Source organism: Roseivirga spongicola (assembly GCF_034376045.1).
GTDB lineage: Bacteria > Bacteroidota > Bacteroidia > Cytophagales > Cyclobacteriaceae > Roseivirga > Roseivirga spongicola.
On record NZ_CP139724.1, the window covers coordinates 1,981,417 to 2,004,292 of the forward strand.

A 22,876-nucleotide genomic window follows, 5' to 3' on the forward strand; every position below is an offset into this window, starting at 1 on the left:
TATGATGTTACGGTTACAGTTCTCCTTCGTCAGCGAAACTATAATAGCCGTTATCAGCGAAGATTATATGGTCTAGCACAGGTATTTCTAATAGTTTACCAGCCTCTACTATTTTTTTTGTTAGCTGTCTATCTGCGTGGCTTGGCTGTAAGTTGCCGCTGGGGTGGTTGTGAACCAAAATAATTCCACTAGCCAGATCATCTAACGCTTTTTTAAAGATAAGCTTGGGGTCGGCCACTGTTCCGCTTACACCTCCTTGGCTAATGTTTCTTTTATGAATGATATGGTTGCTTCTGTTAAGCATAATTACCCAAAACTGTTCGGTTGGTAGGTCTAGCAGTTCGGAAGCTATGGATTCGTAAGCATCTTTAGAGCTTTGAATTTTTATCCGTTTTGCTGGCTCTGTGGCTTTTCTCCTTCTCCCTAGCTCTAATGCGCTTACAATGCTAATGGCTTTTGCTTCTCCTATGCCTTTAAATTGTGTTAGGTCTTTTACAGAAAGTCTGGCTAGAGAGTTTAAGTCATGGTTTACTGATTGTAGAATTTTCTTCGAGAGATCTACTGCACTAAGTTCGGATGATCCAGAGCCAATAAGGATTGCAATGAGTTCTGCGTCTGATAATACGCTCCGACCTTTGAGTAAAAGCTTTTCTCTTGGTCTGTCTTCTTCTGCCCAGCTAAGAATATTCAAGCCTTTTTCCATATTTAATAATAAAGAAAAAGTTTAAATATTAAGTTGAATTATTGCTGAAAGGGCATAAAAAAACCGAACCTTTTGGGCTCGGCTTCTTTCAAAGTCTTTTCAATTAAAGCGCATTTACCAACTTAGTCAATTTAGACTTTTGATTAGATGCCTTATTCTTATGAATGATATTTTTCTTAGCAAGTTTATCCAACATGCCGATCACTTTCTTCAAAAGCTCTTGTGCTTCAGCCTTATCAGTCGTGTTTCTCAATCTCTTCACAAACGTACGAGTCGTTTTGTGCTGATATCTGTTTCTCAAACGCTTAGCTTCGTTTGATCTGATTCTCTTAAGTGCTGACTTATGATTTGCCATTTATATTTCTGCTTTCTGAATTGGGATGCAAAGATAGGTCTAATTCAATTATTTGCAAAATATAGAAAAGAAATTTCAAATCAGGTCAAAGTTTTTATTCGACTGACTACCAGAATACTCAGTGTTTCATGGTGGTTTCTGTTAGGTAAGCAGTGTTTTCACAGCAAAAATGCCTATCTTATATTTATAATCATCTGGCTATGAAGTATTTAATTTTATTACTCTTAGGTTTTTTGGTAAATGGGTCGTCTACCAAAGAGCCAAGCTACAGTATTGAAACCACTAACGCGCTGGAAGGAGCTTGGGAGATGGTGAGCATGAATGGTCAAAAAATATCGCATCGGGCTGTTCTGCTTATTGAGGAGCCCTATGCTTTTTATACAGAATTCGATGTGGAAAATAAAGAGTTTGTTGGGTCTCAGGGAGGAACTATTGAGATTATTGCGAATAAGGTTTTCTACACCATGGAGTTTAACACGTGGTCTGATGAGCAAATTGGAGAGCAAATTCAGATGACTGCGGAGCTCAAGGCCAATGAGGTAACTCTTATGTATAATTATGATGCAGGAACCTCTAATAAGATGATTTTAAATAGAATCGATGATGGGAATAGCGATTTGGCTGGTGCTTGGCGCATAACGGATAGAATGAGAAATGGTGAAATGCAAGCCATGCAGTTGGGTGCAAGAAAAACTATTAAGATGATTACGGGAAGTAGGTTTCAATGGGCTGCCTTTAACCCAGAAACCAAACAGTTTTCAGGTACTGGTGGGGGAAAAGTAACCTTGAAAGACGGTAAATATTCCGAGCATATTGAGTTCTTTTCAAGAAACCCTGATAGAGTTGGAGCTGATCTTACCTTTAATTACGAAGTGAATGGCGACAAATGGACCCACAGTGGTTTAAGCTCTTCCGGAGACCCAATTAAAGAAATCTGGACTCGGCAGTAGAGGGTAATAAGTTCTTTTCCGGTTTAGGAAAATCAATTTTGGCACGGTAATGGAATAACTCACTGCAATGCATTTGAAATAATTGGTCCGGACCTTGAAATAAGTCAGAAACTAAAATTCAAGGTTATGAAAAGAGTAATACTATTATCAGGAATACTACTTATGTTCTTTTCTGCCTCAGATATGCTTGCCCAAAGAGGAAGGCAAGATGACCGTAGAAGAGGAGATAGGAAAGAGGATGTAAGAAGAGACAACAGGAAAGGGGACGATCGTAGAAGAGATGGTCGTAACAACGGTTATAGAGATAACGATAGAAAAGGCCGAAAGGACAAATACGGTAGAACAGTAAAAGTTGTAGATAGAAGGGTTTACCGAAATAACGGCCGCAGATATAACAACAGGCCTGTGGTTGTGCGAAATACCAGAGTTTACTATGATTATGACTTCCGCAGAGGAAGAAGAATAAAAGTAAACAGAGGGTATAGGCCTAGTGCAAGACACATTTGGATATCTGGCTATTGGACTTATGACAGAAGACTAAGAAGAGATGTGTGGGTTGATGGCTACTGGTCTGTGAGAAGAAATAATCACAGGTGGGTGCCAGGACATTACAGAAGGTTCAACGGTGTGAGGATATGGATAGATGGGTGTTGGACCATTGGTTAAAACAGACTCCGATCAGAAATGATCGGAGTTTTTTTTATGCCCATTTTTTCAATGGTTCGGTTGAAATTGACATGTGAGATGCATCAAAAACAACTTCACCTCCATTTAAAACAATCATTTGTGGAGACTCATGATATACGCCAAACTCTGTTTCTACTGCGTTCGATATCTGTCTGTAGGTGATCAAGTCTAAGTAGTAAGGGGTGATTTTATTGAGTTCCTCGCTCCACTCTCTCTCTAATCTGCTCAAGGCCATGCTGCTAATACTACAGCGTATACTATGTTTGAATATTAAAACAGGTTGCGTTTTACTCTCCTCTTTTAAGCTTTGCAATTGCTCTATAGTGGTGAGTTTTTGCCAGTCGATAGCCACTCGTTTTTCAGTATTCGATTTTTTCCAGAACATATCAGTAACTGTTTAGGTCTATTACCTTTTCTTTCAACCTCTTAATTGGTAAGAAGTTTTCTTCTAAGGTTTTGGTGAATGGAACAGGCGTGTCTAAGCTGGCTATTCTTGCAACAGGAGCGTCTAGGTGCTCAAACAAATGCTCAGAAATCCATGCAGAAACTTCTGCACCAATTCCTCCAATCATAGTGTCTTCATGGAGAACTAAGGCTTTGTTCGTCTTTTTAACGGATTCTGCCACCGTTTCAGAATCCCATGGGCTGAGCGTTCTGAGGTCAATTACTTCTATCGAAATCTCTTTTAGTTCTTCTGAAAGTGCTTTAGCCCAATGCACACCCATACCATAGGTAATGATTGAAATATCTTCACCTTCTTGAGTAATAGCAGCCTTGCCAACTTCAATGGTGTAGTAATCGTCAGGAATTTCCTGAGAAAGTGATCTGTAGAGGGCTTTATGCTCGAAGAACATATAAGGGTTTGGCTCTTCAATGGCAGCGTTTAACAGCCCTTTTGCATCGTAAGGATTAGAAGGGTAGACGATCTTAAGACCTGGCGTATGGAAAAACCATGCTTCGTTAGACTGAGAGTGGAATGGCCCTGCACCTACACCAGCTCCTGTTGGCATTCGCACCACAACATCTGCATTCTGATTCCACCTGTAGTGAATTTTGGCTAGGTTATTAACAATTTGGTTGAACCCGCAGGTAACAAAGTCGGCAAATTGCATTTCTACTACCGCCTTATACCCGTTGATACAGAGCCCAAGGCCAGTACCAATAATTGCAGACTCACAAAGTGGTGTGTTACGGATTCTTTCTCTGCCGAATTTTTCAATAAAACCTTCCGTGATTTTAAATACTCCGCCATAGTCGCCAATGTCTTGGCCCATTACCACCAAGTTGTCATATCTCTCAAGGCTTTGTTTTAGTCCATCGGAAATGGCGTCTACAAACCTCTTATCTGACTTACTTTCTGAATCTGGAGTTTTTACCTCTTGCTCAAAAGGCTGGAACATATCACCAACCTCTGTTTCAAGCTTAAATTCAGGCAGACTTTCGGCATAAGCCGTTTCTAGTCCTGTATCTATATCTGCTTTTATTTCGGCCTTATACTCTTCGATCAGTTGTTCAGTCAGTACTCCATTCTTTAGTAAATACTGCTCGTAATTTTCTACTGGGTCTTTTTTAGCCCAGTGCTCCATTAATTCCTTCGGAACGTATTTGGTGCCACTAGCTTCTTCATGGCCTCGCATTCTGAAGGTTAAAGCCTCTACAATTACTGGCTTAGGGTTTTTTCTTACCTCTTTAACCAGTTTTGAAATGGTTCTATGAACTTCTAAAATATTGTTACCATCTACTTGAACAGCTTCAATGCCATATGCTGGTCCTTTATCTAGAAAACTGTTGAACTTAAACTGTTCGTGGCTTGGAGTTGAAAGACCATAACCGTTGTTTTCAATCACAAAGATGACGGGCAGATTCCATACTGCAGCTACATTTAGTGCTTCATGGAAGTCTCCTTCAGAGCTCGCGCCATCACCTGTGAACACCAAGGTGGCCTTCTGTTCTTGCTTGAGTGTGTTAGCAAGTGCAATTCCATCGGCCAGTGCCATTTGTGGGCCAAGGTGCGAGATCATTCCAACGATGTGATGTTCCTTCGACCCAAAGTGGAAAGACCTGTCTCTTCCTTTAGTAAAGCCACTTAATTTCCCTTGAAACTGTGCAAAAAGACGGTTTAGAGGAATGTTTCTGCCAGTGAAAACGCCCAAGTTTCTATGCATGGGCAGAATGTACTCATCAGCTTCTAGTGCTTGTACAGCACCAACGGATACTGCCTCTTGGCCAATTCCTGAAAACCATTTACTGATTTTTCCCTGCCTAAGCAGAATCAGCATTTTCTCTTCAATTAGCCTTGGGGTAATTAACTCCTTGTATAAATGGAGTAGTTGATCTGGGGTATAACCGGTTTTACTAAATCTCATAGGTGGTGATGTAGGGAGCAAAATTAAAGTAAAGCCCCAATTGCAAAAATTAAGGGTCATTATTTTTAACTTGGCCACCTGCAATGATTAACTACGAGAGTTTTACTTTAGCTAATGGACTGAAGGTGATTGTGCATGAAGATCATTCTGCACCAATTGCTGCTTTTAATCTTCTCTATAAGGTTGGAGCCAGAGATGAAGACCCTGAAAAGACCGGTTTTGCTCACTTATTTGAGCATTTGATGTTTGGTGGCTCCAAGCATGTGCCCGAATATGACGAGCCTTTACAGAAAGTAGGTGGCGATAATAATGCTTTCACCAGCAATGATATTACCAACTACTACATTACGCTCCCTTCTTCCAATTTAGAAACTGCTTTTTGGTTAGAGTCGGATAGAATGCTGAGCCTTTCTTTCGATCCTAAAGTTTTAGAAGTGCAGCGCTCTGTGGTGATTGAAGAATTCAAGCAGCGGTATTTGAACCAACCTTATGGAGATGCTTGGTTGAAACTTCGGCCATTGGCCTACAAAGAGCATCCTTACAGGTGGGCGACTATTGGTAAAGAGATAAGCCATATTGAAAAGGCTACAATGGATGATGTGAAGGAGTTTTTCTTCAAGTATTATCTGCCAAATAATGCAGTTTTAGTTGTTGCCGGAGATGTGACTCTTTCAGAAGTAAAGAGGCTTTCTGAAAAGTGGTTTGGCGAAATTCCAATGGGTAAAGCAGTTGAAAAGAATTTGCCTGTTGAGCCGGAACAGACTGAGTATAGGCTATTGGAAGTAGAGGAAGATGTGCCTATTGATTCGCTTTACATGGTGTTTCATATGGGAGCCAGATTGGACGATAGCTATCATGCCACCGATCTGTTGAGTGACATTCTTGGCAGAGGTAAATCTTCAAGGCTCTACAATGAGCTAATTGAGCAAAAGCGAATGTTCAGCTCTCTGTCAGCCCATGTTTCAGGTTCGTTAGATCCAGGCTTGTTCGTTATTGAAGGAAAGCTAAATACCGAATTCACTATAGAGGAGGGAGAAGAAGCTATTTGGAATCTGATTGAAGCATTCAAGTCTGAAGAGCTTTCAGAGCTTGAAGTAACAAAAGTTAAAAACAAGGCAGAGTCAACTTTGGTTTTTTCTGAAATGGAGCTGCTAAATAGGGCGATGAACCTTGCCTATGCCGAAATGCTAGGAGATGTTAGTTTAGTGAACCAAGAGTTGGCTAAAATCAGAGGTGTAGGCCCTGAAGATATTCTGGCTGCTGCAAAAAAAGTTTTGAGAAAAGAAAATGCCTCAGTTTTGAGGTATAAGTCAAATAAGAAATAGATGAAGATTAGAGTAGGTTTTGGGTACGATGTACATAAACTAGAAGAAGGTAGAGATTTCTGGCTCGGAGGAATTAAAGTTCGGCATACTCATGGTGCAGTTGGTCACTCTGATGCCGATGTACTTATTCACGTGATTTGCGATGGGCTGCTTGGTGCTGCTAATATGCGAGACATCGGGTATCATTTTGCTGATACTGATCCAGCTTACAAGGGCATTGATAGTAAAATCTTACTTCAACGCGTAATGATGCTATTGAGAGATGCTGGTTACGAAGTGTCTAATATAGATTCTACTATCTGCTTGCAACAGCCTAAGGTAAATCCGCATATTCCGGAGATGAAAACTGTGTTGGCTAAAGTGATGGAAATTCCTGAAGAAGATATCTCTATTAAAGCTACTACAACAGAGAAGCTAGGGTTTGTGGGTAAGCAAGAAGGCGTTGCCGCTTATGCTACTGTTCTAATTCAAAAATAGATGGAGGAGAATTCAATCCGCCTAATTACTACTTCAGATGGGTCTCATTCATTATATAACCCGCAATTAAAAGAGACCTATCATTCCACTCATGGAGCCTTAACGGAGTCTCTTCATGTGTTTATTAAAGAGGGCTTGGAGTTATTGGTTCAAGAAGGCTGTAAGCAGATCAGTATCTTAGAGGTAGGCTTCGGAACAGGTCTAAACGCATTATTGGTCTGGGATTTTGCTTTGAAGCATTCTGATGTCCAGATTCATTACGAAACGCTAGAGCCGTTTCCATTAGACCAGCAACTTTATCAGCTGCTTAATTATACCACGCTTTTCGAAAGTAGTGTAAGTGCCGAACAGTTTCAAAGCCTTCATACTGCCGCTTGGGCTGAGCCTCAGTCACTCAATGAAAACTTCACTTTTGTCAAACATAAGACCTCATTAAAAGATTTTCGATCTGAATATAAGTTCAACCTCGTATTTTATGATGCATTTGCGCCAAGCAAACAAGCTGAAATGTGGGATGTTGAAGCACTTGGTTGTACATATAGTATGATGGACGAAAAGGCGGTGCTGGTTACTTACTGTGCTCAAGGACAATTCAAGAGAAACCTGGCCGAGCTAGGTCTGCAAGTAGAAACAATAGATGGTCCTCCCGGAAAAAAGGAGATGGTGAGGGCGAGGAAATAGGGTGTTTACATTTTCCATATTCAGAAGTGCTCGAGTAGCGAAGAAAACTGTATATTCGACTTCCCTTATTGAGTATGAACGGTAAAAATCTTATGAGAGTCTTTCTAATTCTAGTTTCCGTGGTTGTATCGTTATTTGCGGTAAGCTGTGCTTCTTCAAAATTGCCAGTAAATGAAGACGGTGTGATTTTAGCTAGTTCAGGTCAGATGAACAAGGATGGTATTAGGCTCAGGGGAAAGGTGCAAGATATTAATGTCTTGGACGAAAGGATTCAGTATTCCGTGCAGATCAAAGAGGTTCTGAGTTTTGGTAGTACTTTTTCGGGGGTGCAGCCTAATGTTTCGGAAACGGTGATACTTTATGCTACTAAAGAGATGAAGTTTAAAAAAGGAGCGGAAGTAATATTTGATGCTTTGTCTCCCATAGATAAGGGCGCAGGAGTGCTAGAGTTAAATTTAATTGAGAATTAAGATATGAGAAGGAGGATTGTGTCATTGTTGGCGGGCATTTGCGTTGCCGTTTTACTTATTGTTTATCTCAATAACCCCAAAGAAGCTCATATCTCTCAAAGTGTAACTATTAATTCAAGCTCTATTCCAGAAGGGGAAGGGGAACGAGAAGATCCTTTGAGTGAAAACCCAATAGATAGAACTGAATTTGAGTACAAGCAGCTGGTTAATCCAAAAACAGGAGAGGTTCCCTTCAGAATTAAAGAGAGAGAGAAGGAATATGCTGATAAATTCTTGAGGCCCAGTGATGGTGGGCAAGATGGCGAGAGTCTTTTCAAATTTTTAAGATCATCTGCTAGCACAACTACCTCTGGAGCTGAGTTTGAAAGTGTTGGGCCTTATAATATCGGAGGCCGAACTAGGGCTGTTGTCATAGATGTAGATAATGAAAATACCATAATAGCAGGAGGTGTTTCAGGAGGTATTTGGAAAAGTGAAGATCAGGGGACAACATGGAGCAGAAAATCGAGCCTGCAAGACCACCCAGCAGTTACTTCAATTGTACAAGATGTAAGGGCAGGTCATCATAATGAATGGTACTATTCCACAGGAGAATTTAGAGGGAATTCTGCCTCAGCCTCAGGAGCTTTTTTTAGAGGGAATGGTGTTTATAAATCAGCTGATAATGGAGAGACCTGGGAGTTGATAGCAAGCACAGCACAACCTGGAACTAGTGGAACAGATGTACTCATCAGAAACTCTGATTTTACCATAATAGATCAATTGGCAATAGACTATTCAGAAGAGTCAGGTACAGAGATTTATGCTTCAGGACTGAGTAAGGTAATTAGAAGCACAGATGGCTTTGAAACTTGGGAGGTCGTCTTGGGTGAAAGCAACGGAGGAATAAACCTGACCGATATTGCTATTACTTCCCAAGGCAAGCTATTTGCCGCTATAGGAAGCTCTAGCTTCAATGGCTCTAGTGCAGAAGATGGATTGTTTATGTCTACAGATGGCGTTACTTGGGAGAGTCTAGACCCAGGGCCAAACTTCCCTTCAACATTTAATAGGTTCGAAATAGCAATAGATCCTTCAGACGAAACAAAGGTGTATTTCGTAGGTTCTAATAACCTTTTTCTTTTTAACGACATTTCTGACTCATGGACTGATCTTTCTGATAACCTAGGTGTTTCTGATGATGATGTCGGAGAAGGGCACTCAACACAAGGAGGTTACAATTTATATGCTGCTGTCCATCCAAGTAATAGTAATGTGCTATTTATTGGAGGAACCAACCTACTGAGATCTTCAGATAAGTTTGCAACAACTAATACAAGGATGCAGATTGGAGGGTACGGCAATGATAATAACCCAAATAGCTTTCCTAGGTACTTAAATCATCATCCAGATAATCATGACTATGCTTTTTTCCCTTCGAACCCAAACAAGATGATTTCTGCTACAGACGGAGGAGTTCATTTAACACTGAATAACTTAGCTACTCAAAGTACCGATAACCCCGTTTCTTGGCGCTCTTTGAATAATGGTTATATCACTACCCAGTTTTACCATGTAAGTATTAATGAAAGTAACCTTTCAGATCAATTGATTTTAGGTGGTATGCAAGACAATGGCTCTTGGGCAAAAACCACTACAAATGCCAAAGAAACATGGACTGAAGTATTTGGCGGTGATGGTGCTTTTTCTGCAGTAACGCATAATTCACTTTATGTTTCCTCTCAACGAGGAAATATGCTTAGGCTAGAGCTAATAGGCAATACTTATGAGTTTGCAGGTAATATTTCCCCTTCAGATAATCAGGGTGATTTCTTGTTTATCAATCCGTTCATTGTTAACCCGGTAAATCAGGAACAAATGTTTGTGGCATCCAATGCCAAAGTATTTTTCACTAATGATCTAAGGTTGAATCCAGGAAATGGGCAATGGGGAGAAATAAGCTCACGGTTTTTGAGCCTACAGCCAATCTCTGCATTGGCTATGTCTATTCAACCGGAAGGTGTTTTGTATTTAGGAACTCAGAATGGGCGAGTATTTAAGGTAAACGATACGAGAGACTTAATTGACGGTCAGGTAGATGAACAAATTAGTGATGTAAATATGCCTACAGGTAATATCTCTAGTATTGCTGTAGACCCCAGAGATGCCGACAGAATTCTAGTATGTTACTCTAATTATGAGGTGCTTAGTTTATGGCTTTCTGAGAATGGGGGTGATACATGGACCCCTGTAGCTGGAAACTTAGAAGAAAACCCTGATGGGTCTGGTGCTGGCCCTTCTACTAGATCGGTTGCTATTATGCCTGATGGCCAAGGTGGTAACTATTATTTTGTAGGAACATCTGTGGGCTTGTTTATGACCCAGTCTTTAGATGGTGAAAACACGGTTTGGGAGCAGCAGGCCGTCAATTCAATAGGTAATGTTGTAGTTTCTCAAGTAGTGGTAAGGCCTATAGAAGGTCTAGTCGTGGCAAGTACTCACGGAAATGGAGTTTTTAAAGCCACATATGACGTTGGTGTCACGCCTAGAATCAATTATTCAAAGAATTCGGCTAGCCAATCGTATACCCTTAGGGGGAATGTATCATTTAACTCAGCTATTCCCTTAAGCTATCAATGGCTGAAGAACGGGGTAGAGGTTGAAGGTGCTAACTCCGCAGAGCTTGAGGTTTTCGATGGTGGCGATTATCAATTGAGGGTTAGTAAGTCTACCGAAATTTCTGGATTGTCGAATATAGTATCAGTTAACTTAGATGGAGTTGGTCCTGAGGTGGTTTCAATTGAAAGATTGAGTCCAGCCACTCAGAATACAGACGCTACTACTGTAAGGTTTAAAGTTACTTTTAATGAAGACGTTGTAGATATAAGCTCCGATGACTTCCTTGTTGAGGGAGATGCTAACGGTATTGTGGGTAGTGTGGCCATAATTACTGATGCAACGGTATTCGATGTTTCAGTAATGAATATTGGAGGAGAAGGTACTTTGTCGTTAGGCTTTAGAGACTCCAATAATATAACTGATTTGGTAGGGAACGCATTTACTGGAGAGGTCGGTTCTAGTGAATCTTATACAATAGAAGACACCACTCGACCTACCGCAACTTTTAAAAGAAGCACACCGATCACCAGAATCACAGATCAGAATAGGGTTAGTTTCTTAGTTGAGTTTTCTGAAGATGTTAGAAACATAGATGTAACTGACTTCCAGCTGGAAAATCCAATCGAAAAAGCTGAAATAAGTTCAGTAGAAGCGGTGGTAAATAATAGTTCTTACGTAGTGGAGGTAGCTCAAATTATAGAAGATGGGGAAATCAATCTGAATTTTTCTGCCTCACAGGATATTGCTGATGCTAGTGGTAATACTTTCGATGGACTTGTTCTTAGTGAAGAAACCTATACCATCAATAACGTAATTGCTGGACTCGAAGCAGGTAGTTCAAAAGCTGCTAATATTCAGGTAGATGCTAACCCAAGTGCTGGGCAGTTTAGCCTAACGCTTCCAGTTGAGTTTACGGGAAGGGTAGAGTACAACGTGGTGAATGCTTCAGGTATTAGTGTTGCTATTGGTGAAGTTGCTAATTACCAATCTGGCGATAAGTTGAACATAGATATTCGAGGTCAGGCAGATGGTCTATATATCTTTGAAGCCGTTGGAAATAAAAGAAAAGAAACTGTGAAATTATTGAAGCGGACGCGTTAGAACTCATATATACCAAGATGGTTGATGCAGAAGTCTAAAGACACATCGAACTCATTGGTATAGTCAATAGTATTAAGAGGAGGAGTGATTGCCATACCAACTTTAAGGCAGTCACTCCTCACTTCTTTTAAGAACCTATCGTATAGTCCTGCACCATAACCAATTCTGTTTCCTTGTTCATCGAATGAGATGAGTGGCACAAAAACTATATCAATCTGTTTAGGGTCTTCAAGTGCTGAGTTGGTAGGTTCTGGAATTCCTTTTGGGTTAAGTACAAAGTCAGTGGAGTTTATAATCTTATGATGACTTAGCCTCCTTTCTTTATAGAAGGTTTTAGAGCTTAATACACTCATTTGTTTCTCTCCTATCAGCCAATCGATCAGTTTTAAGGTGTCAGGCTCGTTTTGCTCAGGCATTGAAACAAAAATATGAGCTGTTTTTAGACTAGTCCTTGAATTAACAAACTGTTGGCATTGCTTTAGTAATTGCTCATTTCTTCTGCTATGCTCCTCTGCAGTCAGAGTTAGCCGCTTTTCTAGAAACATAGAGCGAAGTACCTTTTTATTCATTGGTTTTGAGCAGATGGAATCGGTAATCGAAAGGAGAGAGCGAACTAAGGCAATCCTCTACAAAGTTAGGGTTAGTCATGTAGAAGTTAAGGAAGTTGTCTTTTCGCTCTTGAGGTGCTCCTCCAGGGAAAAGTGCTTCCTTGATAGCGTATATTCTGTTTACCAGTATTTCTTGGTTCTTGCGTTCTGCTTTCAGAATCTTCTGCTCAATTTTCTCTAACGTCTTTTCAGCTTTTCGGTGTTCCCCCTTCACCATTCTTTCTAATGTCTGATCCACATCTAAAGCTTGCTGAAGTGCCTGCTGATAAATGGTTTCTAGCTTTGCTTTTTCAACGTTCAAATCGAGCTTGAATGTGGTCTGTTCTTTAACCTTTTCATTCACCAATTCATGGTCTTCTTTGAAGAGGTCTTCCCAAGTCAAGTCAATTTGCTCAACTTTTCTTAAGGTGTTTTTGTCTACAACGGCAGCAAAATTCCTTGGCATTAACAGAGGAAAGGTAGTGCCGAAATGATCGAAAATACCTTTGAGCTGAAGCCAATAAACGAGCTCTGACGGGCCACCCACATAGGCCAAATTTGGAAGTAAGAACTCTTGGTACAATGGCCTCAGTAATACGTTAGGACTAAATCTTTCTGGGTGTTTTTCTATTTCTTCTTTCAGCTCTTCTTCTGAGAAGTGGAGGTTGGTTTCTAAGACTTCAAAGCCTGAATCGGTTTTTACAATCCTCGAACGAATATCATCTTTCAGATAAAAGAAATTGATCTCTCTAGGGAAAACCTGTGTCGAATAGCCCGCTTGCTCCAAACCTTCAGTAGTCTTTTGAGCCAGTTCTTGAGGTTTGTGTTCGAAAAGATCCGATTGAATTACTGGCTTAAATAACTCCTTCATTGCGGCATTGTCTGCATCAATTACTACGAGCCCTCGTTCGCCAAAGAGTTCGTTAACGTAAGAAAGAACCGCGCTAGCCAGGTTTTTTTTCTTGTAGGCATCCACAAAGAACACAGGCATCCCTAAAACCTGCTCAAATATTTTATCAATCCCTTTTAGGTTGAACCTACCGACTGCGCCTTGCTGGTCTGTTTCCCAAACTAGCTTTTTGCCATTTAGCCTGAAGTATGAAATTTCCTCAAAGTCATGGTCTTCAGAAGCCATCCAATAGACAGGTACAAAATTATATTCCGGATACTCGTGTTTAAGCTCTTCGCAAGCACGAACCACGGTGACAATTTTATAAATGAAGTACAGAGGCCCAGTGAAAATGTTAAGCTGGTGGCCCGTTGTTACGGTAAAAGTATTTCCTTCTTTGAGCAGCTCAATGTTAGAAAGTGTAGCTTGGCTAGCGTCTACGTTTGCATATTGCTTTACAAGCTGCTCAGAAACCACGTCTCTATGCGACTGAGGAAAGTTTCTGCCTTCAATTTGCTTCTTGAAATTTTCCTTGGTTGGCAATCCATTATGAAATCCTTGAAGAGACTCTTTCCCTGATATATAGTCTAAAAAGAATGATGAAAAACTGTTCGTTTGGTCAAAATCAATTTTAGAGAGTAAACAGTCAGTCTCAGTTAAGGTGCTCATAAATTCAGTTTATATGGAAGGTAACAACCTTCAGCCATTCAGGTTCAAAACAACGGAAATTATCCTTGTGCTGGTTCACCATATAGGTCGAACTCAGTAGCATCAGTAATTTTAATTTCAGCGAAATCACCCACTCTTAAGTAGTGCTTTTTAGCATCAATATAAACCTCATTATCAACTTCTGGCGAGTCGTGTTCAGTTCTGCCAATAAAGCTGCCACTTTCTTTTCGGTCAATTAGTACCTTAAAGGTCTTGCCGATCTTTGCTTGATTGATTTCGTTTGAAATTTCTTCTTGAATCTGCATTACGTGGTTTGCACGCTCTTGTTTCACCTCATCAGGAACATCATCAGTAAAACTATATGAATGGGTATTTTCTTCGTGTGAATAGGTGAAAATTCCCAAGCGATCGAAACGTGACTTTTCAACAAAGTCTACCATGTCGGCAAAGTCTTCTTCAGTTTCTCCTGGGTGCCCAGCAATCAGCGTAGTTCTTATGGCTATATCAGGTACTCGAGATCTCATTTCGGCCAAAAGGGCCTCAGTTTTCTCTCTTGTAGTACCTCTTCGCATAAGCTTCAACATATTGGTTGAACCATGTTGAAGTGGAATGTCTAAGTAGTTGCAAATATTTGGACGCTCGGCCATCACATCGAGCACATCCATTGGGAAACCCGTTGGGAAAGCGTAATGTAGCCTGATCCAATCAATGCCTTCAACATCTGAAAGGCGCTGCATTAGCTCAGCAAGATTTCTCTTTTTGTAAAGGTCTAATCCGTAGTAGGTAGAATCTTGAGCGATCAATAAAAGCTCCTTGGTTCCGTTCTTGGCTAAATTTTTAGCCTCGGTAACCAATTCTTCAATTGGTCTTGATTTATGTCCGCCACGCATTAAAGGTATAGCACAGAAAGAGCAAGGTCTGTCACATCCTTCAGCAATTTTCAAATAAGCGTAATGACTAGATGTTGTGGTGATTCTGTCGCCTAAAAGTTCGTGCTTATAGTCGGCTTTGAATTTTTTCAAAAGCGCTGGCAACTCCATAGTGCCGAAGAAGGCATCTACCTGAGGGATTTCCTTTTCTAGGTCGTCTTTATAGCGGTGTGAAAGACAGCCAGTAACGTAAACTTTTTCTACCAGCCCTTCTTCCTTAGCGTCCACATATCTAAGAATGGTGTCTATAGACTCCTGCTTGGCATTGTCTATAAACCCACAAGTGTTGATGATGACAATGTTAGCATCATCTTTTTTAGACTCGTGAGTGGTTTTAATTCCATTTCCCTTCAGTTGAGTCAACATTACTTCAGAATCCACTAAGTTCTTTGAGCAACCTAGTGTAACAATATTGACTTTATCTTTCTTCAGCCCCTTAACCTTCATATTAATCAATGAATTTGGAGGGCAAAGGTAAGAAGAATTGGTCAGTTTCAAGTTTTAGGTTTGAAGTTCAAAGTTCGGTCAATGAGTGACCATCCCTAAATAGCATTGACCGTTGTTTTACAAACTATTAATCATTCCATCGGGCAAATATAAGCCTGAGGTTCTGTTCTTGGGTAAATCTCATTGGGGCTCGATGCCCCTTTGAGATTTGGTTTTCCTTCGGTGTAAATAATCACCTTCGGCCTGTCTTGGGTACTCAAAGTTAACCAGTTTTGATAAAACTCCGCTGGGCTGAACTTCATGTTGAATGCCCTATGTTTTCTTCTCTGGTTATAATGTTTGACCGCCCTGGCTGTTTTGTGCCTTAAGTCTTGTTCATTGCCGATGTTCCAGAGTTTCAGGTATTCGTTTTTAATGATGCCGTTGACCCTTTCTGCATAGGCATTGTCGGTAGCCGTCAACCCCATGCTGATGTGCACCCCTTTTTTCTTCAACTTACGGGTGTACAGGTCGCTCCCGTATTGGCTACCCCTGTCTGAATGATGGATGAGCCCTCCTGGCCTGAACGCCATCTTCTTGAGTGCTATATCAAGTGCCTTTAGGTTGGCCTCAGCCCGCATATGGTGGCTAACCTGATGCCCCAAAACCTCCCTCGTGTACACATCTATTATGAAAACTAGGTAGTGAAATCTACCATTCAGGTCAAAGTAGGTAATATCACTCTGCACCACCTGAAATGGCCTAGACACCTCCATGCCCTCAATCAGGTTGGGGTGGCGGATATGGCCTGGAAAGGTCGTCCTACGGTAATTTTTCACTTTTTTCACACCATAGCCCAACGAAAGGAATATCTCGCAGAACTTGTCCCTGCCCATCGTTTTTGGTTGTAGCGTATAATACATTTTCTCCACCCCACAGCCTGGGTGCTCTGATTTTAGCAGGTCAGCTTCTTTTATCAGCATTTCCAGTTCTTTGTCGAACAAGGCCTGTCTCTGCCTGCTTTGGTGTACCGACTGCCTGCTTGTACCCAGCGCCCGGTACAGTTGGTTCAGGCTGTGGCTCATTTGACCCTTGTTTTCTTGGAACCACCAGATTGTGGGGTGTCGTAGTTTTTTTTGATGTCGATATCATAGTGCTCCTTGGCAAGTTCAATCATCTTTTCTAGGTAGTCGATGCTGATCTGCTTGCGGCCAACGGCCTGCTCCAGTTCCCTGACCCTTTGCTCCAGTTCTTTGATCTTGTGCTGCTGACTGTCTTTCATCTCCACTACCTGTACGGACTTCTTGTTGTATTCCGAATATCGGTATATCCATGAATAAATTGTCGCTTCGCAAAGGTCATATTCACGCACCATCTCCAGCACTGTCCGCTGGCCAGATTCGTAAAAATTAACAACCTTCAACTTGAAATCCTCTGAATAGACGCGTTTACGCCTGATACGTTTTCCTGTTTTTAACATCTTTATTCTTCGGTTAAAAACGGTCAACTTATTTCAGGGAAGGACAGAGACATAAAACTTTGAACGTAAAACTCTAAACTACCCTCTTCTCTTTCTGAAAGTAATAGGTACTAACTCATCTGTAGGCATTCCAATTTGGTAAAGCTCCCAATCAGAGTCATATTTTGAAAGGATTTGACGAATGCAATCTACTCTGTCATCGCTTGGGTTATCACAGTCGGCCCAGTAGAATACCTCTACACGGTAATTGTATGAGCGTTTTTGACCATTTATCTTTACTTCTACCTCAATGTCTTGCTCGCCACTTACTTGGGGAATTTGTATCGCTATAGCACTCATAAGTTGTTCGTTAATGTACAAATGTTTTCTATCTGTACTTCAAGGAACAAGATGAGTGCCATGAATTTAACTTATTGTATTTCAGTTGATTAGATAAAGGTTGTCATGAGGTTTGACCGATAAAGAGCAGTAAAACGTACGAGAACGTTCATGTTTTTACTCTTATTTTGTGGGCTCTTGTTTACTTCTTGAAAAGAGAGTCTACAAACTCCGCTTTATTGAAAACCTGAAGGTCTTCTACTTTTTCTCCTACACCAATATACTTAACTGGAATTTTGAATTGGTCTGAGATACCAATCACTACACCGCCTTTTGCTGTACCATCTAGTTTGGTAATTGCTAGTGCAGAAACCTCAGTGGCTTTGGTGAATTCCTTTGCTTGGATAAAAGCATTTTGACCAGTTGAGCCATCCAGTACCAGAAGAATTTCGTGAGGAGCTTCAGGTATAAACTTCTGCATTACTCTCTTAATCTTGGAGAGTTCATTCATGAGGTTCACTTTGGTATGAAGCCTTCCTGCAGTATCTACAATTACTAAGTCGGCACCGGTTTCAACGCCTTGTTTAATAGCATCGAAGGCTACAGCGCTCGGGTCGGTGTTCATGCCATGAGCAACTACAGGAACGCCTACTCTTTCGCCCCAAAGTTTTAGCTGGTCTACTGCTGCAGCTCTAAAGGTATCGGCTGCACCAAGCACAACAGACTTGCCTTTGCTTTTAAATTGAGCGGCTAGTTTACCAATGGTAGTTGTTTTGCCTACTCCATTAACGCCTACTACAAGAATTACATGCGGTTTGTGACCTTCTGGAAGTTTGAAGTCGGCTAAGTCTTCAGTATTATTTTCGGCTAAGAGTTCGGCAATCTCATCGCGTAGAATCTGGTCTAGCTCAGTAGTGTTCATGTACTTGTCTCGAGCTACGCGTTCCTCAATCCTCTCAATTATTTTCACGGTGGTTTCTACACCAACATCGGAAGTGATGAGTATTTCTTCGAGTTCATCGAGAACTTCATCGTCTACTTTAGACTTTCCGGCAACAGCACGGCCAAGCTTGCCAAAGAAGCTTTCTTTAGTCTTTTCAAGTCCTTGATCCAGCTTTTGTTTCTTGTCTTTAGAAAATAAACCGAATAGTGCCATAGTAATGAGGTTTGATGAAGTTGTCTTTTAATATGCTGTAGCCAAATTGGTTGTCCTGAGTTTATTTCGGGATTCATTCCCTCTTACGCTAAGATTCCGAATCAAGTTCAGAATGACGAAAAGAAGTGGCAAACAAAAAAGTCCCTTAACGGGACTTTAATATATATGATATTAGGTAATTTCTTATTTATCGGCTAAAACAGATTTAACCATATCTTCAGTAACCATCTCTTCTTTGAAGGTGTAAGCACCTGTCTTAGGAGATTTTACTGCTTTGATCACTTTGGCGTATTTTACACCACCTTCTTTCTTTAGGGTTGCAACTACTTTCTTAGCCATGATTACTTAATTTCTTTGTGAACTGTATATTTCTTAAGAATTGGGTTATACTTCTTCAACTCCAATCTCTCAGTTGTGTTCTTTCTGTTCTTGGTAGTGATGTATCTTGAAGTACCAGGCATTCCGCTGTCCTTGTGCTCTGTGCACTCCATAATCACCTGAACTCTATTACCTTTCTTAGCCATTTCTCTTCGCTTTCAAAATTCGGACTGCAAATATACGAATGTGATTCTGATATTAAAAAGCAGAGTTTAAAATTTATTTAAAATAAATTGCCTGTCTATCAGAGACATGAAGGTACAAATCTAATTATTCTGTAATTGGTTTATGCGTACTAATGGCAATTCTATTCCAAGCATTAATAGCTACTACAGACATAATTACCTGAGCTAGGTATTTTTCGCCCAAAATTGAGAGTGCCTTGTTATAAGTTTCGGTGCTTAAGCCCCCATTGTGTATTAAGGTAACCTCTTCTGTAACCATCAGAATTATTTGCTCTTCTTCCGAGAAAAAGTTCGTGTCTCTCCATCCATTCAGTACAAAGAGCCTCTGTGCCGATTCTCCATTTACAATAGCATCTTTACTGTGCATATCTAGGCAAAAGGCACAGCCATTTACTTGTGATGCTCTAATTTTAATGAGTTCAACATGAGTTTTGTTCATGCTGCAGTCATTAAGGTGCTGTTCTAACGTAAGTAGTCCTTTGAAACTTTTAGGGTCAATCTGATCAATTTGAATTCTGTTTTCCATCTTTCTTTTTTTGTTTGAAGCAAAACTAGAGGGTGAAGAATGGAAAAAACTTAACCTAGTTTAAGAAAGCTTTTTTGCTCTTATTTTGCTTAAATATTCTGGTGTGAGCCCTAAGAAAGTAGCCAGCATATACTGAGGGACTCTTTCTACAAATTCTGGAAAGTTTTCGCGAAAGCGGTTAAACATTTCCTCCTTAGAGTATTCAAAAACATACTTCATTCGGATAATGGATGCGCCATAGGCTATTTCCCATATGTTTCTGAAATATCGCTCTAGGTTGGGGTGCTGATGCAATAGATCTGAATATGCCGAATAGGTGATGCTGTAAACAGTAGAAGCCTCTACTGCTTGGGTTTTGAATTCCGTTAGTTGTTGGTTATTAAATGCCATAAAATCCGTAATCCACCAGCCTTCAATGGCAAACTTTACGGTCTTTTCCATTCCCGCAGTGTCTATAAAAGATATATGGAGACATCCTTTCTCTACAAAGAAGAGTTTGTCGCACTTGGTATTGGCTTCAATTACCACTTCTTTCTTTTCGAGCTGTTGCTCTTCAAAGAAGGGGAGTATGGCTTGGTATTGAGAGTGATCAATACTTACAAACTTATTGATGTGCCTGAATAGAAACTCGCTCATGGTTGCTAAGGTAGGGGTGATTGTTGGGGCTTAATAATAATTGGTTTACAGTTAATCTTGAAGGAGTGAACGTGGGAGATTGGTATTTCTGGTGGTCTATATTTTCGTCTTCATTCAAAACAAAAGTCAGCATTTTACTAGTTGTCTAAAAGTCAACCATTTTTTAATTGCTTCAACCATGAACGAAAAACTACAAATAGCATTCGATAATTTTTGGTCGAATGTGCTGGAAAACGCACCGTCAATTCTCATCGGGTTCGGGCTGCTCATCATTTTCATACTGATCGGTTATGGGCTTCAATCTTTAATTAAGAGAAGGCTTATAAAGCGACTCAATGATCAGTTGCTTACCAATTTCATAGCCCGAATTGTATTTCTCATTTTCCTTATAATTGGCCTTACCTCATTTCTCAACGAGGTTGGATGGAGCAAGGCGGCTAGTAGTTTGCTGGCCGGGGCTGGGGTTTCGGCCTTAATTATTGGTTTTGCCTTTAAAGATATTGGAGAAAATTTCTTAGCTGGCTTCTTTCTGGCCTTTTCCAGACCCTTCAGCATTGGCGATATTATAGAGATTGAAGGAATGACCGGTACGGTGCGCGCACTAAACTTTAGAAGTACGCATGTACGCACTTTCGATGGGCGTGATGTGTTTGTGCCGAATGCTTCGCTCATCAAAAATATGCTGACCAATTTTACCCGAGATGGTTTGATGAGGCACAACTTTATAATTGGTATAGACTATGGAGATGACTTGGTGAAAGCCAATAAAGTAGTACTAGATGAACTCTCTAAGTTAAATGGCCTAGTGCAGGCCGAAGGTATGGAACCCTTTGTGGTTATTCAGGAATTCGGTACCAGTACAATTAATCTGAATATCCATTTCTGGACAAATTCTCACGACTTTGAAGGCTCAGTTCTTCAGCTTAAAAGTGAAGTGATGCGCCTAACGGTAGATAGACTTACTAAGGAAGGGTTCTCTATGCCAGCCGATATTGTGGAGCTTAAAATCTATAAACCAGAATATGCTATACCAGTAACTGTGAGTGGTAAAATTGAGCAGGATAACCTGAAAGGGAAAGTGTAATGCCTTATTGATTAACCTTTTTCTAACCATTGTTGGTGTCTCCTGCTGGCTTCTTTAGCCCAAATTTTTGGGCGCTTCCCTAAGCATTCTAAAATGGCGTCTACTCCCACAACAGTTCCTTTGGCCAAACGGCCAAGAAGAGCCATTGGCAATTCTTGGTCATTTTCTGACAAGATGTAGCCCTTATCTGTTGTTGCAATCCCTAACTCTTCATCTAGTGGCTGAATTAGGTTTTGAGTAAGAAGGTTCTTTACTAAACTCGAGCTTACCTGATCTACTTTGGCGGAGGGTAAAACAGAGTCTACCATTATCGGAATAGTATGTTCTAATTCGTCCTTTTTTAGGTTCCATCCCTTTTTGGTGACTTTAATATCTGGGTTATGAACTAGGTCAACATTGAGAATACCAGCTTTTATGAGCGCAATTAGTTGTTGGATGCTCTCCACAGGAGGCCCAAATGAGTAGCGCTTGGTAGATTCATCTAAGGCTACAATCTCTTTTGCTACATTGTTAGAGCAAACGTTATAAGAAAGCTCTTCATAAATGGACGGCTGGCAATGCCGCCAAACCTGACCAATACAGTAATCCAAGCTTATGGCTCTTTTGCCAACTGCCATTCCTACATATGCCTGCAAAGTTTCGAGTACCGACAGGTCTTTGGGCAACATGGTTGGGTGTTCATAGCTCTGGTCTTTTAACCATTCTATGACGGCCTGTTCAACCTTAGCCTTTTCTGATATTTGATAATTATAGGGGGCTGGCAAGCGCTCAAATATTTCTGCTGCCATTGGGGCAAAAGCCTTCAATATGAAACTGGTATCGCTGGCTTCTCGCTGAGTCTTTCTATCTCCTATTGCACCTTCAAAATGGCTCATCTGCTGTTCAGATGGCTGAAACCATTTATCTACAGCGGCATTTAAAGGCTTCGGTACAGGAGGGAGCCCATCGGGCGAGTAAGGAAAGAGTAAGTTTTTTAACGAGTAGTTGGTGCTATAAGAGCATAATTGAGTTTCTGGATGCTCTATGTTGAAGGCTCCAAACTTATTGGCAACGGCTCTAATTAAGTCTATAGCTGCTAATCCAAAACCACGGATAGCTATTTTGGTATTGGGAGATAGAAGCTCATGTTCAAGGATGTTGCTCAAGGGGTATGGCGACCTGAATAGTTCAATATTCTTATTCTGGTCAGTCTTTTGCTCCCAATCGACAATCTCTTCTGATGGTTCTGCAGGTTGATGACCTATGGTTAAAAGAACTTCGTTGAGTTGGTCGTAATGCTCTATGGAAGAGCTGAGTGTAATGTATTGGTCGTCATTCAGTCTTAAGTTTTCAATTCGTTCGGTACGAAGTGATACAATATTGGCCTCACGTAATGCGCTGACCAACGATTCAAATCGTTCTTTGAGGTATTTGCCAATTTTAGCACGTGGTGGATAGCTGTCTGCGAGTGTTACAGAAGCCTCTTCCCAGTTCACGCTTATCCATTCATGGTACGAAGGAAAAGGAGGGATGGCTATGTCTCCGAAATTGACGGCTTCTCTCCCTTCAATTTCTAATATTCGCTCATGAATGTTTATCCAGTTAGCCTCAGACTGATCAAGACTATAGACTTGTCCATTTCCAAAATTACCAGTGCTTTCAAAAAGAATAAAGCGTATTCCGCTAAGTGCATTCTTTTTGGCTAACTCTACAACTAGGGATTCAAATGCATGTCCGCCTCTGGGGCCAATGCCAACAATACCAATGGTTCTTTCTTTGAGCATAATCTAGTGGGTGTGCTACACCGTTACTGTTGAGGTTTTTTGAAAAATAGTGTATTGAAATGCTTAATCTAAAATAGATACTATTCTAAAGTAAAATGTGTTTTGGAAAAATTAGAAAGGGATAGAAAAACAAAAGG

General features: G+C 40.7%; 24 protein-coding genes. 8 read left to right on the forward strand and 16 right to left on the reverse strand.

Annotation, left to right across the window (positions count from 1 at the left end; translation table 11 throughout):
- Positions 1–13: 13 nt before the first annotated feature.
- Both radC and rpsT read right to left on the reverse strand, forming a co-directional pair.
- A complete protein-coding gene (gene radC, locus T7867_RS08745; RefSeq protein ID WP_068218250.1) occupies positions 14–703 on the reverse strand; it encodes a RadC family protein in 690 nt (229 codons plus the stop codon).
- A gap of 103 nt (positions 704–806) precedes the next feature.
- Positions 807–1,058 (reverse strand): 30S ribosomal protein S20, encoded by a 252-nt coding sequence (gene rpsT, locus T7867_RS08750; RefSeq protein ID WP_068218253.1) that lies wholly within the window; start codon positions 1,056–1,058, stop codon positions 807–809.
- A 200-nt stretch (positions 1,059–1,258) separates the two neighbouring features.
- On the opposite strand from rpsT, the gene T7867_RS08755 reads away from it, so the two are divergent.
- Positions 1,259–2,008 carry a hypothetical protein gene (locus T7867_RS08755; protein WP_068218256.1) on the forward strand — a complete coding sequence of 250 codons (750 nt, stop codon included), beginning with the start codon at positions 1,259–1,261 and terminating at the stop codon, positions 2,006–2,008.
- A gap of 126 nt (positions 2,009–2,134) precedes the next feature.
- On the forward strand, positions 2,135–2,674 hold the full coding sequence (locus tag T7867_RS08760) for a hypothetical protein (RefSeq protein ID WP_068218259.1): 540 nt from the start codon (positions 2,135–2,137) through the stop codon (positions 2,672–2,674).
- Between the two features lie 34 nt (positions 2,675–2,708).
- Here the strand turns inward: T7867_RS08760 and ytxJ are convergent, their stop codons facing one another.
- The gene (ytxJ, locus tag T7867_RS08765) at positions 2,709–3,080 is read right to left on the reverse strand and encodes a bacillithiol system redox-active protein YtxJ (RefSeq protein ID WP_317038746.1); all 372 of its coding nucleotides are present in this window, start codon (positions 3,078–3,080) and stop codon (positions 2,709–2,711) included.
- Between the two features lies 1 nt (position 3,081).
- Positions 3,082–5,061, reverse strand: a complete 1,980-nt coding sequence (locus T7867_RS08770) for an alpha-ketoacid dehydrogenase subunit alpha/beta (RefSeq protein ID WP_068218261.1) — start codon at positions 5,059–5,061, stop codon at positions 3,082–3,084.
- Between the two features lie 83 nt (positions 5,062–5,144).
- Between T7867_RS08770 and T7867_RS08775 the strand changes: the two genes are divergently transcribed.
- The 5 genes from T7867_RS08775 (at position 5,145) to T7867_RS08795 (ending at position 11,713) form a co-directional block, all read left to right on the forward strand.
- Positions 5,145–6,386 carry a M16 family metallopeptidase gene (locus tag T7867_RS08775; RefSeq protein WP_068218263.1) on the forward strand — a complete coding sequence of 414 codons (1,242 nt, stop codon included), beginning with the start codon at positions 5,145–5,147 and terminating at the stop codon, positions 6,384–6,386.
- On the forward strand, positions 6,387–6,863 hold the full coding sequence (ispF, locus tag T7867_RS08780; RefSeq protein WP_068218266.1) for a 2-C-methyl-D-erythritol 2,4-cyclodiphosphate synthase: 477 nt from the start codon (positions 6,387–6,389) through the stop codon (positions 6,861–6,863). It abuts the gene before it with no gap.
- Entirely contained in the window at positions 6,864–7,544 is a 681-nt protein-coding gene (gene mnmD / locus T7867_RS08785; protein WP_322300086.1) for a tRNA (5-methylaminomethyl-2-thiouridine)(34)-methyltransferase MnmD, read from the forward strand. It abuts the gene before it with no gap.
- 92 nt (positions 7,545–7,636) lie between these two features.
- Complete coding sequence (locus T7867_RS08790; RefSeq protein ID WP_288340888.1) at positions 7,637–8,014, forward strand: hypothetical protein; 378 nt, start codon at positions 7,637–7,639, stop codon at positions 8,012–8,014.
- 3 nt (positions 8,015–8,017) lie between these two features.
- Positions 8,018–11,713: a sialidase family protein gene (locus T7867_RS08795; RefSeq protein WP_322300087.1), complete on the forward strand. Its 3,696-nt coding sequence runs from the start codon at positions 8,018–8,020 to the stop codon at positions 11,711–11,713.
- Here T7867_RS08795 and T7867_RS08800 read toward each other — a convergent pair.
- The 11 genes from T7867_RS08800 to T7867_RS08850 all read right to left on the reverse strand — a co-directional run bounded on the left by T7867_RS08800 (position 11,710) and on the right by T7867_RS08850 (position 19,892).
- A complete protein-coding gene (locus tag T7867_RS08800; RefSeq protein ID WP_322300088.1) occupies positions 11,710–12,282 on the reverse strand; it encodes a 5-formyltetrahydrofolate cyclo-ligase in 573 nt (190 codons plus the stop codon). The two genes, T7867_RS08795 and T7867_RS08800, sit on opposite strands and share 4 nt — an antisense overlap.
- Complete coding sequence (bshC, locus tag T7867_RS08805) at positions 12,275–13,858, reverse strand: bacillithiol biosynthesis cysteine-adding enzyme BshC (RefSeq protein WP_322300089.1); 1,584 nt, start codon at positions 13,856–13,858, stop codon at positions 12,275–12,277. Before bshC ends, T7867_RS08800 begins: the two co-directional genes overlap by 8 nt.
- Positions 13,859–13,917: 59 nt before the next feature.
- Positions 13,918–15,234, reverse strand: coding sequence for a 30S ribosomal protein S12 methylthiotransferase RimO (gene rimO / locus T7867_RS08810; protein WP_068218282.1), 1,317 nt, complete (start codon positions 15,232–15,234; stop codon positions 13,918–13,920).
- A 131-nt stretch (positions 15,235–15,365) separates the two neighbouring features.
- Positions 15,366–16,298 carry an IS3 family transposase gene (locus T7867_RS08815; RefSeq protein WP_322300090.1) on the reverse strand — a complete coding sequence of 311 codons (933 nt, stop codon included), beginning with the start codon at positions 16,296–16,298 and terminating at the stop codon, positions 15,366–15,368.
- The gene (locus T7867_RS08820) at positions 16,295–16,693 is read right to left on the reverse strand and encodes a transposase (protein WP_273513439.1); all 399 of its coding nucleotides are present in this window, start codon (positions 16,691–16,693) and stop codon (positions 16,295–16,297) included. Before T7867_RS08820 ends, T7867_RS08815 begins: the two co-directional genes overlap by 4 nt.
- 78 nt (positions 16,694–16,771) lie before the next feature.
- Positions 16,772–17,032, reverse strand: coding sequence for a hypothetical protein (locus tag T7867_RS08825; protein WP_068218285.1), 261 nt, complete (start codon positions 17,030–17,032; stop codon positions 16,772–16,774).
- A 181-nt stretch (positions 17,033–17,213) separates the two neighbouring features.
- A complete protein-coding gene (ftsY, locus tag T7867_RS08830; RefSeq protein ID WP_322300091.1) occupies positions 17,214–18,167 on the reverse strand; it encodes a signal recognition particle-docking protein FtsY in 954 nt (317 codons plus the stop codon).
- A gap of 183 nt (positions 18,168–18,350) precedes the next feature.
- Entirely contained in the window at positions 18,351–18,506 is a 156-nt protein-coding gene (locus T7867_RS08835) for a DUF4295 domain-containing protein (protein ID WP_084375596.1), read from the reverse strand.
- A 2-nt stretch (positions 18,507–18,508) separates the two neighbouring features.
- A complete protein-coding gene (gene rpmG / locus T7867_RS08840; protein WP_068218291.1) occupies positions 18,509–18,691 on the reverse strand; it encodes a 50S ribosomal protein L33 in 183 nt (60 codons plus the stop codon).
- Between the two features lie 124 nt (positions 18,692–18,815).
- Positions 18,816–19,256 (reverse strand): carboxymuconolactone decarboxylase family protein, encoded by a 441-nt coding sequence (locus tag T7867_RS08845; RefSeq protein ID WP_322300092.1) that lies wholly within the window; start codon positions 19,254–19,256, stop codon positions 18,816–18,818.
- 60 nt (positions 19,257–19,316) lie between these two features.
- Complete coding sequence (locus T7867_RS08850) at positions 19,317–19,892, reverse strand: Crp/Fnr family transcriptional regulator (protein ID WP_322300093.1); 576 nt, start codon at positions 19,890–19,892, stop codon at positions 19,317–19,319.
- A 178-nt stretch (positions 19,893–20,070) separates the two neighbouring features.
- Here T7867_RS08850 and T7867_RS08855 point away from each other — a divergent pair, with 178 nt between their 5' ends.
- A complete protein-coding gene (locus T7867_RS08855) occupies positions 20,071–20,976 on the forward strand; it encodes a mechanosensitive ion channel family protein (RefSeq protein WP_322300094.1) in 906 nt (301 codons plus the stop codon).
- Positions 20,977–20,987: 11 nt separating this feature from the next.
- Here the strand turns inward: T7867_RS08855 and T7867_RS08860 are convergent, their stop codons facing one another.
- On the reverse strand, positions 20,988–22,739 hold the full coding sequence (locus tag T7867_RS08860) for an FAD/NAD(P)-binding protein (RefSeq protein WP_068218303.1): 1,752 nt from the start codon (positions 22,737–22,739) through the stop codon (positions 20,988–20,990).
- Between the last annotated feature and the right edge of the window lie 137 nt (positions 22,740–22,876).

What these genes read in the sequence shown, in the direction of transcription:
- radC (WP_068218250.1), bottom strand. Translation starts at nt 703, where the DNA reads ATGGAAAAAGGCTTGAATATTCTTAGCTGGGCAGAAGAAGACAGACCA.
- rpsT (WP_068218253.1), bottom strand. Translation starts at nt 1,058, where the DNA reads ATGGCAAATCATAAGTCAGCACTTAAGAGAATCAGATCAAACGAAGCT.
- T7867_RS08755 (WP_068218256.1), top strand. Translation starts at nt 1,259, where the DNA reads ATGAAGTATTTAATTTTATTACTCTTAGGTTTTTTGGTAAATGGGTCG.
- T7867_RS08760 (WP_068218259.1), top strand. Translation starts at nt 2,135, where the DNA reads ATGAAAAGAGTAATACTATTATCAGGAATACTACTTATGTTCTTTTCT.
- ytxJ (WP_317038746.1), bottom strand. Translation starts at nt 3,080, where the DNA reads ATGTTCTGGAAAAAATCGAATACTGAAAAACGAGTGGCTATCGACTGG.
- T7867_RS08770 (WP_068218261.1), bottom strand. Translation starts at nt 5,061, where the DNA reads ATGAGATTTAGTAAAACCGGTTATACCCCAGATCAACTACTCCATTTA.
- T7867_RS08775 (WP_068218263.1), top strand. Translation starts at nt 5,145, where the DNA reads ATGATTAACTACGAGAGTTTTACTTTAGCTAATGGACTGAAGGTGATT.
- ispF (WP_068218266.1), top strand. Translation starts at nt 6,387, where the DNA reads ATGAAGATTAGAGTAGGTTTTGGGTACGATGTACATAAACTAGAAGAA.
- mnmD (WP_322300086.1), top strand. Translation starts at nt 6,864, where the DNA reads ATGGAGGAGAATTCAATCCGCCTAATTACTACTTCAGATGGGTCTCAT.
- T7867_RS08790 (WP_288340888.1), top strand. Translation starts at nt 7,637, where the DNA reads ATGAGAGTCTTTCTAATTCTAGTTTCCGTGGTTGTATCGTTATTTGCG.
- T7867_RS08795 (WP_322300087.1), top strand. Translation starts at nt 8,018, where the DNA reads ATGAGAAGGAGGATTGTGTCATTGTTGGCGGGCATTTGCGTTGCCGTT.
- T7867_RS08800 (WP_322300088.1), bottom strand. Translation starts at nt 12,282, where the DNA reads ATGAATAAAAAGGTACTTCGCTCTATGTTTCTAGAAAAGCGGCTAACT.
- bshC (WP_322300089.1), bottom strand. Translation starts at nt 13,858, where the DNA reads ATGAGCACCTTAACTGAGACTGACTGTTTACTCTCTAAAATTGATTTT.
- rimO (WP_068218282.1), bottom strand. Translation starts at nt 15,234, where the DNA reads ATGAAGGTTAAGGGGCTGAAGAAAGATAAAGTCAATATTGTTACACTA.
- T7867_RS08815 (WP_322300090.1), bottom strand. Translation starts at nt 16,298, where the DNA reads ATGAGCCACAGCCTGAACCAACTGTACCGGGCGCTGGGTACAAGCAGG.
- T7867_RS08820 (WP_273513439.1), bottom strand. Translation starts at nt 16,693, where the DNA reads ATGTTAAAAACAGGAAAACGTATCAGGCGTAAACGCGTCTATTCAGAG.
- T7867_RS08825 (WP_068218285.1), bottom strand. Translation starts at nt 17,032, where the DNA reads ATGAGTGCTATAGCGATACAAATTCCCCAAGTAAGTGGCGAGCAAGAC.
- ftsY (WP_322300091.1), bottom strand. Translation starts at nt 18,167, where the DNA reads ATGGCACTATTCGGTTTATTTTCTAAAGACAAGAAACAAAAGCTGGAT.
- T7867_RS08835 (WP_084375596.1), bottom strand. Translation starts at nt 18,506, where the DNA reads ATGGCTAAGAAAGTAGTTGCAACCCTAAAGAAAGAAGGTGGTGTAAAA.
- rpmG (WP_068218291.1), bottom strand. Translation starts at nt 18,691, where the DNA reads ATGGCTAAGAAAGGTAATAGAGTTCAGGTGATTATGGAGTGCACAGAG.
- T7867_RS08845 (WP_322300092.1), bottom strand. Translation starts at nt 19,256, where the DNA reads ATGGAAAACAGAATTCAAATTGATCAGATTGACCCTAAAAGTTTCAAA.
- T7867_RS08850 (WP_322300093.1), bottom strand. Translation starts at nt 19,892, where the DNA reads ATGAGCGAGTTTCTATTCAGGCACATCAATAAGTTTGTAAGTATTGAT.
- T7867_RS08855 (WP_322300094.1), top strand. Translation starts at nt 20,071, where the DNA reads ATGAACGAAAAACTACAAATAGCATTCGATAATTTTTGGTCGAATGTG.
- T7867_RS08860 (WP_068218303.1), bottom strand. Translation starts at nt 22,739, where the DNA reads ATGCTCAAAGAAAGAACCATTGGTATTGTTGGCATTGGCCCCAGAGGC.